Source organism: Phenylobacterium sp., from assembly GCF_025351295.1.
Lineage (GTDB): Bacteria > Pseudomonadota > Alphaproteobacteria > Caulobacterales > Caulobacteraceae > Phenylobacterium.
The window spans coordinates 13,311-25,781 of the sequence record NZ_JANXWD010000030.1 but is presented as its reverse complement, the minus strand read 5'-3'; the positions used below and the strand labels follow the sequence as shown (position 1 = coordinate 25,781).

At 71.6% G+C, this 12,471-nt stretch carries 14 protein-coding genes and 1 pseudogene; 2 read left to right on the top strand and 13 right to left on the bottom strand.

The window, feature by feature from the left end:
* Positions 1–44: 44 nt before the first annotated feature.
* From fixJ to Q0R13_RS04715, 6 genes are all read right to left on the bottom strand, one after another.
* Positions 45–650, bottom strand: a complete 606-nt coding sequence (gene fixJ / locus Q0R13_RS04740; protein ID WP_293900253.1) for a response regulator FixJ — start codon at positions 648–650, stop codon at positions 45–47.
* Complete coding sequence (locus Q0R13_RS04735) at positions 643–2,142, bottom strand: PAS domain-containing sensor histidine kinase (RefSeq protein WP_293900250.1); 1,500 nt, start codon at positions 2,140–2,142, stop codon at positions 643–645. Before Q0R13_RS04735 ends, fixJ begins: the two co-directional genes overlap by 8 nt.
* Before the next feature lie 110 nt (positions 2,143–2,252).
* Positions 2,253–2,636, bottom strand: coding sequence for a c-type cytochrome (locus Q0R13_RS04730; protein ID WP_293900247.1), 384 nt, complete (start codon positions 2,634–2,636; stop codon positions 2,253–2,255).
* Positions 2,637–2,644: 8 nt separating this feature from the next.
* Complete coding sequence (locus Q0R13_RS04725; RefSeq protein ID WP_293900244.1) at positions 2,645–2,932, bottom strand: hypothetical protein; 288 nt, start codon at positions 2,930–2,932, stop codon at positions 2,645–2,647.
* Between the two features lie 47 nt (positions 2,933–2,979).
* The gene (locus Q0R13_RS04720) at positions 2,980–3,849 is read right to left on the bottom strand and encodes a universal stress protein (protein ID WP_293900241.1); all 870 of its coding nucleotides are present in this window, start codon (positions 3,847–3,849) and stop codon (positions 2,980–2,982) included.
* Between the two features lie 33 nt (positions 3,850–3,882).
* Complete coding sequence (locus Q0R13_RS04715) at positions 3,883–4,536, bottom strand: helix-turn-helix domain-containing protein (protein ID WP_293900238.1); 654 nt, start codon at positions 4,534–4,536, stop codon at positions 3,883–3,885.
* 177 nt (positions 4,537–4,713) lie between these two features.
* On the opposite strand from Q0R13_RS04715, the gene Q0R13_RS04710 reads away from it, so the two are divergent.
* Entirely contained in the window at positions 4,714–5,022 is a 309-nt protein-coding gene (locus Q0R13_RS04710) for a hypothetical protein (protein ID WP_293900235.1), read from the top strand.
* 40 nt (positions 5,023–5,062) lie between these two features.
* Positions 5,063–5,431, top strand: a complete 369-nt coding sequence (locus tag Q0R13_RS04705; protein ID WP_293900232.1) for a Rap1a/Tai family immunity protein — start codon at positions 5,063–5,065, stop codon at positions 5,429–5,431.
* Between the two features lie 12 nt (positions 5,432–5,443).
* Here the strand turns inward: Q0R13_RS04705 and Q0R13_RS04700 are convergent, their stop codons facing one another.
* The 7 genes and pseudogenes from Q0R13_RS04700 to Q0R13_RS22590 form a co-directional block, all read right to left on the bottom strand.
* Complete coding sequence (locus Q0R13_RS04700) at positions 5,444–7,645, bottom strand: xanthine dehydrogenase family protein molybdopterin-binding subunit (protein ID WP_293900229.1); 2,202 nt, start codon at positions 7,643–7,645, stop codon at positions 5,444–5,446.
* Positions 7,642–8,631: a xanthine dehydrogenase family protein subunit M gene (locus tag Q0R13_RS04695; RefSeq protein ID WP_293900226.1), complete on the bottom strand. Its 990-nt coding sequence runs from the start codon at positions 8,629–8,631 to the stop codon at positions 7,642–7,644. The genes Q0R13_RS04700 and Q0R13_RS04695 overlap by 4 nt, the downstream gene beginning before the upstream one ends.
* Positions 8,628–9,098 carry a (2Fe-2S)-binding protein gene (locus Q0R13_RS04690; RefSeq protein ID WP_293900223.1) on the bottom strand — a complete coding sequence of 157 codons (471 nt, stop codon included), beginning with the start codon at positions 9,096–9,098 and terminating at the stop codon, positions 8,628–8,630. Before Q0R13_RS04690 ends, Q0R13_RS04695 begins: the two co-directional genes overlap by 4 nt.
* Positions 9,099–9,168: 70 nt before the next feature.
* Entirely contained in the window at positions 9,169–9,756 is a 588-nt protein-coding gene (locus Q0R13_RS04685) for a helix-turn-helix domain-containing protein (RefSeq protein ID WP_293900220.1), read from the bottom strand.
* 161 nt (positions 9,757–9,917) lie between these two features.
* Positions 9,918–10,670 (bottom strand): SDR family NAD(P)-dependent oxidoreductase, encoded by a 753-nt coding sequence (locus Q0R13_RS04680; protein ID WP_293900217.1) that lies wholly within the window; start codon positions 10,668–10,670, stop codon positions 9,918–9,920.
* A 39-nt stretch (positions 10,671–10,709) separates the two neighbouring features.
* On the bottom strand, positions 10,710–11,951 hold the full coding sequence (locus tag Q0R13_RS04675; RefSeq protein WP_293900214.1) for an acyl-CoA dehydrogenase family protein: 1,242 nt from the start codon (positions 11,949–11,951) through the stop codon (positions 10,710–10,712).
* A gap of 29 nt (positions 11,952–11,980) precedes the next feature.
* Positions 11,981–12,298, bottom strand: a pseudogene (locus tag Q0R13_RS22590) (acyl-CoA dehydrogenase family protein); the annotation flags it as partial.
* Positions 12,299–12,471 lie beyond the last annotated feature (173 nt).

Sequence of the window (12,471 nt, the reverse complement as noted above, 5' to 3'; positions counted from 1 at the left end):
GTCTCACGCGCGGCGCGCGGGGACCTTGATCTCGCGCAAGCGCCTCAGAAGCCGGCGAGCAGGGCGATCCGGACCAGCTCGGAGAGGCCATTGGCGTGGGTCTTGGTCATCACGTTGGCGCGGTAGACCTCGACCGTGCGGGGGCTGATGCCGAGCTCGAAGGCGATCACCTTGTTCATCTTGCCGGCGAGCACGCCGCGCAGGACGTCCTTCTCGCGGCCCGACAGGGTCGCCAGCATCTGCTCGAATCGACGCCGCTCCTCGGCCTGGGCGTCGCTTTCGACCCGGCTGTCCAGCGCGCGGCGGATGGAGCCCAGCAGGACCTCGTCCTCGAAGGGCTTCTCGGTGAAATCGACGACGCCGGCGCGCATGGCCTCGACCGCCAGGGGCACGTCCCCGTGCCCGGTGATGACGATCACCGGCAAGGGGCTCCCGCGCTCCCTGAGCCGGCGGACCAGGTCCAGGCCGCTGACCTCCGGCATGCGCACGTCGGTGACCACGCACCCGCCGGTCAGCCCGCCGGCGATCGCCAGGAACTCCTGGGCCGAGCCATAGGCCCGCGCCGGGAGATGGTTCATCTCCAGCAGGAAGGCGAGCGAGACGCGGACCGCCTCGTCGTCGTCGATCAGATGGACGATCGGCTCACTCATCTTTCGCGAACTCCTCCGCCCCGACGCCGGGCAGGGTGAAGCGGAAGATCGCGCCCCCCTGCGGATTGGGGTCGACCCAGATCCGGCCGCCGTGCGCCTCGACGATGGTCCGGGAAATGGAGAGGCCGATCCCCATCCCTTGCGCCTTGGTGGTCATGAACGGCTGGAACAGCTGTTCGGCGGCCTTCGGGCTGACGCCGTGGCCGGTATCGCTGACATAGATCTCGACCATGTCGTCCGGCGCCGGCCGGGCGCCGACGAAGAGCTCCTTCTTCGGCGTGTCCTCCATGGCCTCGATGGCGTTGCGGATCAGGTTGAGCGCGACCTGCTGCACCTGCACCTTGTCCGCCAGCACCAGGTTCACCCGCGGGTCGATCTGATAGCGCAGGCGCACGCTGCGCTCCCGGGCGCCGACCATGGCCAGGGCTCCGGCTTCTTCCAGCAGCTGCGGCAGGCTTTCGATCCGCCGGTCGGCCTCGCCCTTCGAGACGAAATCCCGCAGCCGGCGGATGATCTGGCCGGCGCGCAACGCCTGGTCCGCGCCCTGGGAGATCATGTCGGCGAGGCGCGGTTCGTCGAGCGGCTTGCGGGTCAGCAGGATCAGGCAGCCCTTCATGAAATTGGCGGCGGCGGTGAGCGGCTGGTTGAGTTCATGGGCCAGCGCCGAGGCCATCTCGCCCAGGGCGGTGAGCCGCGAGACATGCACCAGCTCGCCCTGCACGTCCTGCAGGCGCCGTTCGGCGGCCTGGCGCTCGGTCAGGTCGCGCACGAAGCCGGTGAAGAACCGCTGCTGGCCGGAGATCATCTCCCCCACCGACAGCTCCATTGGAAAGGTCGAGCCGTCCTTGCGCTCCCCCACGACCACCCGGCCGATGCCGATAATCCGTCGCTCGCCGGTGGTCATGTAGCGCAGGAGATAGCCGTCGTGCTGGGTCCGGTAGGGCTCGGGCATCAGGATGTCGACGTTGCTGCCGACCAGCTCGGCGGCGGTCCAGCCGAACTGCCGCTCTGCGGCGCTGGAAAACGACCGCATGATCCCGTGCTCGTCGATCACGATCATCGCGTCCGGAACGGTGTCGAGGATCGACTGCAGGTGGGCCTCGCGGGCCTGCAGGTCGGCGACGACCCGCCGGATCGCGCCGGCGTTGCGATGCATGCGCGAGCCGACGAGGCCGGTCGCGATGGTCAGCGCCACGAAGACCGCGCCCCGCACGGCCACCTCCGGGTTCTCGGTCGTCCCCGATCCGATGAAGGCCAGGCTGAGCGCGACCGACAACCCCCCGGCCAGCAGCGTGGGTCCGAACCCGCCGGCCGCCGCGCTGGCCAGGAGCGCCGGTACGAACAGCAGGAACACCAGGTCGCCGTCGTGGAAGTCGTGCACCAGCAGCAGGCTCAGCGCCGCGCAGGCCGCCGTCGCGCCCACGGCCACGGCGTAACCGGTGAGCCCGCCGAAGCGGGTCCGCCGGGTCGCGAGAGGTGGCGCGGAATCCATCGGCGAAGCGCTAGGTCCGGTGTGGGGCTGCGCCAAGACGGCGTTCTGTCCCAATTAGCCTGGATTGCGCCGTCGCGGGGCGCCGATCGCGCCGGGACTGCCCGTTCGGCTCAGTTGCCGTTCAGGCTGTCGAAATAGGCGATCAGGTCCTCGGCCTCGGCGGCCGTGAACGAGATCGCCGGCATGCGGTCGAAGCCGTGGGCGGAGACCTCGCTGAACCGATGCTCGAGCTGCAGGGGGTTGTAGCGCCGTGAGAGCCTGTAGAAGGCCGGCCCCCCCTGGGGGCCGCCGTCGTCGAGACCCACCGCGTGGCAACCCGAGCAGCGCTGGACCGCGAAGTTGTGGCCGCGCGTCTGCGCGGGGTCGAGGGTCGGCAGCGGCGGTACGCCGGACCCGTCGGCGGTCCGCGGCGCGACGGGCGCCGCGGGCGGCGATGTGGAGGCGCAGGCCGCCAGCAGCATGGCCAGGCCGAGCATAGGGACCAGGGTGCGCATGGCGGCCGCTAACGCTCGATCGGCGGCGGCCGCGGGCCGCGCGGCAGACCGTTGTAGATCGCGGCTAGCAGGCAACCGACCAGGAACCCGGACACCGTGGTGAAGGCCACGGTGACCAGAATGTCCCAGGCGTCCAGGCCGCCAAACGCGAACGCCGGGCCGAGTGCGCGTCCGGCCTCGGGGCCCAGAAGCCAGCCGACCGCGCCGACCGCCACCAGGGCGGCGCCGGCCAGATGGACGGCGGCGAGCGTGAGGCCGAGGGCCAGCCCCAGGCGAAGGGGTTCGATACGCAGCATGGGGACCTTCCGGAGCGCGTGGCCGTCGCCGGCCCCGCGATGGGGGATCAGTGGCTCAAAAGGACGAAGCAGTCGGGGCGGTTGAGGAAGTCGTCGGTGACCCCGCCGAACGCCCACTCCCGCATCCGGGTGTGACCATAGGCGCCGGCCACGATCAGGTCGGCGCCGTTGGCGTGGGCGACCCGCTCGATCTCCGCCGTCACCCCGTCGTGGTCGATGATGCTGACCAGCGGGCGGGCTTCGACCCCGTGACGCTTGAGGTTGCCGACCACGTCGTCGATCTCGTTGGCGGCGGCTTGCCTGGCGTCTTCCGCGACCACCGACAGGACGATCACGTCTTGCGCGCGCTGCAGGAACGGCAGGGCGTCGGTGAGCGCGCGGCGGCCTTCGCGGGTGTCCTTCCAGGCGACCACGACCGACATGCCGTGCAGGTGGGTGCGCCCCTCGGGCACGATCAGCACGGGCCGGCCAGCGGTCATCACGGCTTCGGCGGGGTCGACCGAGCGGGTGGGGCCCAGGGCGCCCCGCGGGCTGACGACAACCAGGTCGGCGGCGCGGGCGGCCAGGACCAGCGCGTGGTGCGGGTAGTCCTGCACGGCGCGCCACTCGAGGTCGGCGCCGGCCGCGTCGCGGCGGAAGCTGACCTCGGCGTCGGAGAGCTCCTTGGTGATCTGCTCCTGCACGAACCCGATCCATTCGCCGGCGGCATAGCTGGTGAACGGGCCGGACATCAGCGCGGGGTCGAAGGTCTCGGCGCCCAGGCCGATCAGGTGGGCGCCCAGGTCGCGGGCCAGGTGGGCGGCGACCTCGACACGGTGGGCGGAATACTGGGCCGGCTCGGCGTGGACCAGGATGGTCGCGTAGGTGTTCGGTCTGACGACCACGGTTTCCGCGGGGCGGTCGAGGGTGCGGTGCATGTCGGTCTCCAGGACGGGGTTGGCCAAGGTGGGTTAGGCGGCGAGCGCTTCGAGGGCGGTCCACTTGCGGATCTGGAAGCGGCGCGAGGACGGGAAGTCGACGATCGCCTCGCCCTGCAGTTGGGTGAGCATGCGTGAGACGGTCTCGATGGTGAGGCCAAGGTAGTCGGCCATGTCCTGACGGCCCATGGCGAGGTCGGCGTGATCGTCGGGGCCGCGCTGGGCGATCGACATCAGGAAGCTCGCGACGCGCTCGCGGGCGCTCTTGCGGCCCAGCATGACCACGTGATCCTGCAGGCGTTCCATCTCCAGGCGCTGGGCCTCGAGGATGGCCCGGTCGAGCGCGGCGTCGCCGGCGATGGCGCGCACGGCGCTGCGGCGGACCACCATGATCTCGCATTCGGCCAGGGCCTCGGCGGCGAAGCGGTGATCGGGGCCGGGCTCCAGGCCGAACAGGTCGCCGACGTAGTAGAAGTCGCCCACCTGGCGGCGGCCATCCGCGGTCAGGCGACTGGTGCGGACGACGCCCCGCGCCACCTGGTAGAGCAGCTCGACCTCGTCGTCCTGGGCGTAGATCTCCTCGTTGCGGGCGTAGGTCATCCGCACACCGTGCCGCTCGAAGGCATCGGTCAGCGCGGAGGCCGGGCGGGCCGTGCGGGCGTCGGTCAGAGGGTAGGCGAGGGTCATCGCGGGCTCCATTCGATGGCCCAAGAGCTAGGCCCCCGCCCCGCCGCCGGACATCTGGGAACGTCCCCTAAGTACCAGCACGGAGGCGGCGGAGGCGGCCGTTTGATCCGGGTCAAGGCGCGGCCCGGGCCTCGCCGCAATGTGACGGTCCCGCTTCGGGGATCCAGGAGACCGGCCATGTCGCTATTCGGACGAGACCACGTGAAGCACGAGCTCGACGAGACGCTCGACGATGTCGCTAAGACCCTGCGCCAGACCGCCGACGGGCTGAGCGACGACGCCGAGAAGGCCATCGTCCAGGCCACCCAGGCGCTGCGCCAGGCGGGGCAGGCGCTGGCCGAGCGGGCTCCCCCTGAGACCAGACACCTGGCTCAGAGGGCGCTCGACGAGGCCAAGGCCCACCCGGTCGCCACCGCCGCCGCGGCCCTCTCGGCGACCGCCGCCCTGGTCACCATCCTGGGCCTTGGCCTGCGCAGGGCCGAGTAGGCCCGGCCCGCCGTAATCCGACCAACGACAGGAGCGCGAAATGCTGTTCGGCCTGATAGCGCTGACGCTGGTCACCGCCCTGCCGCCCGCGGCGCTCTCTCATCCGGCGTTCTTCGATGCGGCGCGGCTACAGGCGCTGTGCGTCGCCGACGGGCCCGACGCGGCCTCGGCCCACGCGCTGTGCCTGGGCTACGTCGCCGGCGCGGTGGACCAGCTCCTGACGCGGCAGGCGCGTCGCGGCCGCAGCACCGTCTGCGTTCCCGCCGACCTGACCCCGAAGGCGGCGCTGCAGGCGGTGCAGCGGCATGCGCGGTTCGCCAGCACGGCCCATGGTGTGGGGGCGGCCGACTTCGTCCGGTTTGCGATGGAGCAGGCCTATCCCTGTAGCGGCGAAAGCAGCCGGCGCTGAGGCGGCTGCCGGTCAGGTGAGCGTTTCGAAGCCGTCGCGCGGGTCCGGATGGCCGAGGATGTCCTCGATCCGGATCGGCAGGCGCCGCACTCGCCGGCCGACCGCGTCGAAGATCGCATTGGCGATGGCGGCCTGGACGCCGGCCGTCCCCAGCATGCCGACGCCCTTGATCCCACCCGGCAGGTGGGTGTCGTCCTCATGCACCAGGGCGATGTCGAACGTGGGCATGTCGGCATGCACGGGGATCAGATAGTCGGCGAAATTGTCGCCTAGGATCCGCCCGCTGGCGAGGTCGGTGACCGTGCGCTCGTGCAGCGCCATGCCGATCCCGCCGATCAGCCCGCCGACATACTGGCTGGTGGCCAGCAGCGGGTTGACGATCCGGCCGGCGGCGAAGGCGGCGCAGACCCGGCGCACGCGCACCTCGCCCAGGTCGGGATCGACGCCGACCTCCACGAAGACGGCCCCGTGGCTCATGAAGCTGTGGGTCTGCACCTGCGGCAGGTCGGCCGAGCCCTCCGCCTCGAGCCCGGCGGGCGCCTGGCGGGCGAGCAGGTCGGCCAGCGGCTCGGCGACGTTGCCGGTCCGGCTGCGGACCAACCCGTCCGCGAAGTCGAGATCCTCCGGCCGCTGGCCCGCGAGCGGCGAGGCCTGGTCGGCGACGGCGAGTTGCGCCAGGATCGCGCGGAGCTCGGCCGTCGCCATCGCGACCGCCGGCGATATGCTCACCGTCACCTGGGAGCCCGCGGAAATCGGACCCTGCGGCAGGAGCGTGTCGCCCAGCTCGACGGTGACCCGGGACATCGGTACGCCCAGCGCCTCGGCCGCCATCTGGCCCAGCGCGGTGTAGGCGCCGTTGCCCATGTCCTGGGTGCCGCATTGGACCACCAGTGAGGCGTCCGCCGCCAGCCGCACCCGCGCCCGGCTGGGCTGCAGGTGCTGGGCGTAGAAGGTGCTGGCCATGCCAGAGCCCAGCCGCCAGCGGCCGTCGCCGGCCGCTCCGGCCGCCGGGCGGTGCGCCCACCCGAACCGCTCGGCGCCCACCCGGTAGCATTCCAGGAGGCGCTTGCTGCTCCATGGCCGCCCGGCCTCCTGGTCATGGTCGCCGTGGTTGCGCACCCGCAGGTCCACGGGGTCGATCCCCAGCGCCGCCGCGGCTTCGTCCAGGGCCGATTCCAGGGCGAAGGTTCCGGGCGCCGTGCCGGGCGCGCGCATGGGGATGGGCTGAGGTTCGTTGGTCCGCACCAGCCGGTGGCGGGTGGTGACATTGGGGCAGGCGTAGAGCCAGCGCGACACCCCCGCGGTGGTGTCGGCGTACTCGCCGTGGGTCGAGGTCTGGGCCAGGACCTGGTGGTCGATGGCGGTCAGCCGTCCGTCGGCGTCCAGGCCGACCGCCAGCTCCTGCACGGTCTCCGAGCGCCGGCCGGCCAGGGTGAAGAGCTGCGCGCGGGTGAGCTCTAGGCGGACCGGGCGGCCCGTGCGACGGGCGGCCAGCATGGCCTGCATCATCCACGGCCACCAGAGCTGGCCCTTGCAGCCGAAGCCGCCGCCGAGGAAGCGGCTGACCACGCGCGCGTCCTCCGCCGGCAGACCAAAGGCATGCGCGATGGCCGCGCGGGCGCCAAACACCGCCTGGGTGCTGGTGTGGACCGTGACCCGGTCGCCCTCCCAGCAACAGACGACGGCGTGGGGCTCCATTGGGTGGTGGTTGTTGACCGCGGTCTCGTAGCGCCGCCGCACCACCAGGTGCGCCTCGGCCAGCGCGCGGGCGGCGTCGCCGCGCCGGCTCTCGGCCGGATTGCGGCCCGCCGTGGCCGGCGTGTAGGCTTGGTCCAGGGCCTGACCGAGCGCGGCGATCGCCGGGCGGGCCTCGGCCTCGACCCTGACCGCGCGGGCGGCCGCCTGGGCGGCGGCCAGGTTTTCGGCCACGACCAGGGCGACGGGCTGGCCCGCAAAGTGGATCGTCGGCTCGCGGATCAGCGCGGTCACGCTGGAGGGCTTGAGACCCTGGGCCTCCGGATAGGAGATCAGGTCGGCGAAGCCGGGCGTGCGGCGCGCCTGCGCCGCGTCAACCGCCAGCACCGTGCCGCAGCCGACCGGCGCCTCCACGAGCACGGCGTACAGCAGGCCCGGAGCCGGGGTCTCGGCCGCGAACACTGCCTGGCCGGTAACCTTGAGGCCGGCCTCCCAGCGGGTGACGGGTCCGGGGCTCATGCCGTCGCTCCGACGGTTTCCAGGGCGCGGATGACGGCCCGGCGCAGGAGCTCGACCTTGAAGCCGTTGTCGGCCAACGGCTGGGCGCCTTCGACGGCCAGCCCGGCGGCTTCGGCGAAGGCCCGGGCGTCGGGCGCGCGTCCGATCAGCGCCGCCTCGGCGCCGGCCAATCGCCAGGGCAGGGGCGCGACCCCGCCGGCCGCCAGCCGCGCCTCGACGACCGCGCCGTCCTCCAGCCGCAGCGCCGCGGCCACCGAGACGACGGCGAACTCGAACGAGGCGCGGTCGCGGACCTTGAGATAGGTCGAGCGCGCGGCGAGGCCGGCCGCGCGGCGGACCTGGACGGCGGCGATCAGCTCGCCCGGCGCCAGGGTCGTGTCGATCTGCGGCGTCTGGCCCGGAAGGCGGTAGAGGTCGGGCAGGGCGATGCGACGTTCGCCGTCGGGGCCGAGGATCGTCAGCTCGGCGCGCAGCGCGGTCAGGGCGACGGCCAGGTCGGAGGCGTGGGTCGCCACACAGGCCGCGCTGGCGCCGAACAGGGCCGCCTGCCGGGTCTCGCCCGCCGCGGCGCCGCAGCCGGACCCCGGCTCGCGCTTGTTGCAGGCCATCCCCTGGGTGCGGAAATAGGCGCAGCGGGTCCGTTGCAGCAGGTTGCCGCCTACCGTGGCCATGTTGCGCACCTGGCCGCTGGCGGTGGCCGCGATGGCCTGCGCGATCAACGGATGCTCGGCCATGACCCGCGGATGGAGGGCCACGTCGCTCAGCCGGGCGAGCGCGCCGATCGCCAGTTCGCCGTCGGCAAGGTCGATCCCGGCCAGGGGCAGGCGCGAGATGTCGACCAGCTCGGCATGCGCCGCGAGGCCGGCCTTCCACAGCTGGATGAGGTCGGTGCCACCCGCCAGGAAGGCGGCGCCTGGCCGCGCCCCCTGGGCCAGCGCCCCGGCCACGTCGGCGGGGCGGGCGTAGCTGAAGGCCGGGCCGCTCACAGCCCGGCCACCTCGGCGATGGCCGCCACGATGTTGGGATATGCGCCGCACCGGCAGAGGTTGCCGCTCATGCCCTCGCGGATGGCGGCGAGATCTTTTGGCGTCTCCGCCAGCAGCGCGATCCCCGACAGGATCTGGCCCGGCGTGCAGTAGCCGCACTGCAGCGCATCGTGGCGAATGAAGGCGGCCTGCAGCGGGTGCAGATCGTCCAGCGTCCCGATCCCCTCGATGGTGGTGATCGCCCCGCCGTCGCAGGCGGCGGCCAGCGCCAGGCAGGACTTGATGCGCCGCCCGCCCATCAGCACGGTGCAGGCGCCGCACGCGCCCATGTCGCAGCCCTTCTTGACCCCGGTCAGGCCCAGCCGGTCGCGGAGCAGGTCCAGCAGGGTGGCGCAGGCCGGCGTCTCGACGTCGAGCGCGCGGCCATTGAGGGTAAGCGAAAGCGCGATGCGCCCGTCGTCTGACATGGCGGCTCCGAGGTCGTTGGCTTGGAAGAGCCCCAGACTACCGGCGAGGATTAATTTTACAAGCGGTAAGTTATGGCCGGGCCAACCGCCTGGCCAGTTCCTCAAGGAAGGCCGCCCAGCGGGCCTGGAAGTCCGGGTCTTGCGGCGAGGCGCCGGTGATCATCTGCGTGCTCTGCGGGAAGGCGACCGGATAGACGCCCAGGGCGTAGACCGCGAGCTGGATCAGGTCGGCGGGCAGGTCCGCCGGCAGGTCGCCGTGCGCCTGCTGCGCGGCGATCGCCGCGGCGAGCCGGGCGATCGACCCGCGCCGGGAGGACTCGGCGATGATCCGGCCCGACTCCTGGTGCTCGGCCGCCTCCCAGGTGATGAACCGGATCCAGTCCGGGTCTTTCGAGGCGGCGTGGAAGCGCTGGACGAAGACCGCGCCGCGGCCCTCCTCGGTGTCGGCGGCGCGGTGCTGCTGGTACTTGCTGGCGAGCGTCTCCTCGAACAGAGCCTCCTTGCTGGCGAAGTAGTGGTAGAGGAGCTGCTTGGCGACGCCGGCGCGCTTGGCGATGGACTCGATGCGGCCGCCGGAGAAGCCCCGGGCGGCGAACTCCTCCCGGGCCGCCTCCAGGATCTTCTTGCGCGTGCGCGCTGCGTCGCGGAACTCGCCCATGGCCTGTCGTAGCAGCGACCGCCACGCCGCTGAAGCCCGATCGCGTCCGGCCCCACCGGGCCGAAGGCGGTCAGATTTTCAGGACCTGAGCGTCGCCATCCCTCGATCCCAAGCCCGGTCGGTCCGGTGTCCGATCCCGGGCGTGGCGCTGCAACGGGCCCTCACCACTTCTCGGCGAAGGGCCGGATCTCCTGCTCGAAGGTCCACGCGTCGCGCGGCTGCTGGTGCAGCGCCCAGTAGGCCTCGGCGACGGCCTCGGGCCGCATCAGCTGGTCCGGCTTGAGGTTCGCCACCGCCTCCTCGCCGACCCGCTCGCGCATCCGCTCGCGCACCCAGGCCGTGTCGACCCCGGCGTCGATCACCAGGTGCGCCACGTGGAGCCCCTGGGGTCCCAGTTCCCGCGCCGCCGACTGGGCCATGGCCCGCAGGCCGAACTTCGCCGCCGCGAAGGCCGCGTAGCCGACCCCGCCCCGCAAGCCCGCCGTGGCTCCAGTGAAGAACACCGACCCATGGCCGCGCGGGAGCATGTGGCGCGCCGCCTCGCGTCCGGACAGGAAGCCGGCGAAACAGGCCATTTCCCAGACCTTGCGGAACACCCGCGAGGTGGTGTCCAGCAGCGGGAAGTTCACGTTCGCGCCGATGTTGAAGACGCTGAGCTCCAGCGGGGCCTCGGCTTCGGCGGCCTGGAAGAAGGCGGTCACCTGGTCTTCGTCGCGGGCGTCCAGCGAGCGGGCCACCGCGCGGCCGCCGGCCGCTTCGATCTCGGCCTTGAGCGGCTCCAGCAGTTCGCCCTGCCGGCGGCCCATATAGACCGTGTAGCCCTCCGCCGCGAACTTGCGCGCTATGGCGCCGCCAATGAAATCGCCGGCGCCCACGACGGTCGCTGTGGCGTTGCGCGGGGTAGGTCTGGACATGGCGGTATTCCGATCCGGGATGGGTGAGGGGGCAGACCGTCAGGCTGCGCGGCCGAGGTCGATGAAGCGTTGAAGGTGATGGTCCGTATCGCCCAACTGATGGTCGATCATCATCAGGCGTCTGGCGAATTGGGTGGCGGGAAGTTCCTCGGTCATGCCGATCCCGCCGTGAAACTGGATGGCCTCTTCGGCCACCTTCGCGCCGGTTGCGCCGATGGTGTACTTGGCCGCGGCCAGAGTCCGCTCGCGCTCCGTCCGGTCCCGGCCCATGGCGGCCGCCGCGTAGATGACCGCCGAGCGGGCCTGTTCGATGTCGATCAGCAGATTGGCCATGCGGTGCTGCAGAGCCTGGTTCGTGCCGATCGGCGTCCCGAACTGGACGCGGGTCCTGAGGTAGTCGAGCGTCGTGCTCTTCAGGGTCTCCATCGCGCCGAGCGCTTCTGCGCAAAGCGCCAGGACGCCAAAGCCGACCGCCGCCTCGATCACGGGAAAGGCCCCATCCCGCGCGCCGACCAAGGCGTCGGCGGGCAGCGCGACGCCGTCCGGGATCACCTCGGCCGCACGCCCGCCGTCGATGAGCCGATAGCCGCGCACCGAGACGCCCTTCGGATCGTCTGCCTCGCCGGCGGTGCGGGCGCTGACCAGGATACGGTCGGCGGCCTCGGCATTGGCGACGACGGCCTTGACGCCGGTCAGGGACCAGCCGGTCGCCATCGCCGTGGCCCGCGTCTCGACATGGGCCAGGTCCCAGCGCGACCCCGGTTCCTCGTGCGCAAAGGCGACGATCGCGTCACCGCCGGCGACAGACTCGCGCAGCGGTTTGTTGGCGAGCGCCAGGGCGCGGCCGCTCATCAGGACGCTGAGAACCGGCTCGGCCACGACGCCGGCGCCCAGGGCTTCGTAGGTCAGCAGGTACTTGGCGTAGGTCCAGCCCTTGTTCTCCTCGGCCACCAGGTTGCTCGCGGGGGTTCGGACATCGGTGAAGAACACCTCGTTGATCTCGTGATCGCCATCGAGGGTGATGATGGGCCGGACCTCAACCCCCGGCGTGTTCAAGTCGACCGGCAGGAAGGATATCCCGTCCTGACGCTTCTCGCTGCGCTCGGTCCGGACCAGCACGAACATCATGTTCGCGTGCTGCGCCAGCGTCGTCCATGTCTTCTGGCCGTTGATGACATAGTCGTCGCCATCGCGGACGGCCGTGGTCTTGATGTTGGCCAGATCTGAACCCGCGCCCGGCTCGGAGTAGCCCTGGCACCACCAGTCGTCCCCGCGCAGCATGCGCCCGAGCCAGAGCTGTTCTGCGCCTCGCTGGCGTACTTGATGAGCAACGGCGCCAGCATGTTCACGCCGAAGGCGATCGGCGCTGGGGCGTGCGCCAGCGCGGCTTCCTGCTCATAGATGAAGCGCTCGACGACGGACCAGCCGGCCCCGCCGAACTCCACGGGCCAATGGGGGGCGAGCCAACCGCGCGCGCTCAGGATGGACTGCCAGCGCTCGATTTCCGCCTTGCTGAGCCGCTGTCCGTTCCGTGCCTTCCGGGCGATCTCGGGCGGGAACTCGGCGGCGAGGAAGTCCCGAACCTCGGTCCGAAACGCTTCCTCCTGAGGGGTGTAGTTCAAGTCCATGGCGGTCTTTCCGGGATGGGCGAAATGGATCGACGGGTCTTCAGTCGCGGTTTCTGCCGCAGCACGCGGCGCGCACCGGTCAGTTTCGCTTTAGAACCTTATTCATCTCCGCATCGAGCGCCGGGTGTCAAGCCGGCGGCGCAACATCGGCGAGCGTTCTCTCGACCGATAAA

What these genes read in the sequence shown, in the direction of transcription:
- fixJ (WP_293900253.1), bottom strand. Translation starts at nt 650, where the DNA reads ATGAGTGAGCCGATCGTCCATCTGATCGACGACGACGAGGCGGTCCGC.
- Q0R13_RS04735 (WP_293900250.1), bottom strand. Translation starts at nt 2,142, where the DNA reads ATGGATTCCGCGCCACCTCTCGCGACCCGGCGGACCCGCTTCGGCGGG.
- Q0R13_RS04730 (WP_293900247.1), bottom strand. Translation starts at nt 2,636, where the DNA reads ATGCGCACCCTGGTCCCTATGCTCGGCCTGGCCATGCTGCTGGCGGCC.
- Q0R13_RS04725 (WP_293900244.1), bottom strand. Translation starts at nt 2,932, where the DNA reads ATGCTGCGTATCGAACCCCTTCGCCTGGGGCTGGCCCTCGGCCTCACG.
- Q0R13_RS04720 (WP_293900241.1), bottom strand. Translation starts at nt 3,849, where the DNA reads ATGCACCGCACCCTCGACCGCCCCGCGGAAACCGTGGTCGTCAGACCG.
- Q0R13_RS04715 (WP_293900238.1), bottom strand. Translation starts at nt 4,536, where the DNA reads ATGACCCTCGCCTACCCTCTGACCGACGCCCGCACGGCCCGCCCGGCC.
- Q0R13_RS04710 (WP_293900235.1), top strand. Translation starts at nt 4,714, where the DNA reads ATGTCGCTATTCGGACGAGACCACGTGAAGCACGAGCTCGACGAGACG.
- Q0R13_RS04705 (WP_293900232.1), top strand. Translation starts at nt 5,063, where the DNA reads ATGCTGTTCGGCCTGATAGCGCTGACGCTGGTCACCGCCCTGCCGCCC.
- Q0R13_RS04700 (WP_293900229.1), bottom strand. Translation starts at nt 7,645, where the DNA reads ATGAGCCCCGGACCCGTCACCCGCTGGGAGGCCGGCCTCAAGGTTACC.
- Q0R13_RS04690 (WP_293900223.1), bottom strand. Translation starts at nt 9,098, where the DNA reads ATGTCAGACGACGGGCGCATCGCGCTTTCGCTTACCCTCAATGGCCGC.
- Q0R13_RS04685 (WP_293900220.1), bottom strand. Translation starts at nt 9,756, where the DNA reads ATGGGCGAGTTCCGCGACGCAGCGCGCACGCGCAAGAAGATCCTGGAG.
- Q0R13_RS04680 (WP_293900217.1), bottom strand. Translation starts at nt 10,670, where the DNA reads ATGTCCAGACCTACCCCGCGCAACGCCACAGCGACCGTCGTGGGCGCC.
- Q0R13_RS04675 (WP_293900214.1), bottom strand. Translation starts at nt 11,951, where the DNA reads ATGCTGCGCGGGGACGACTGGTGGTGCCAGGGCTACTCCGAGCCGGGC.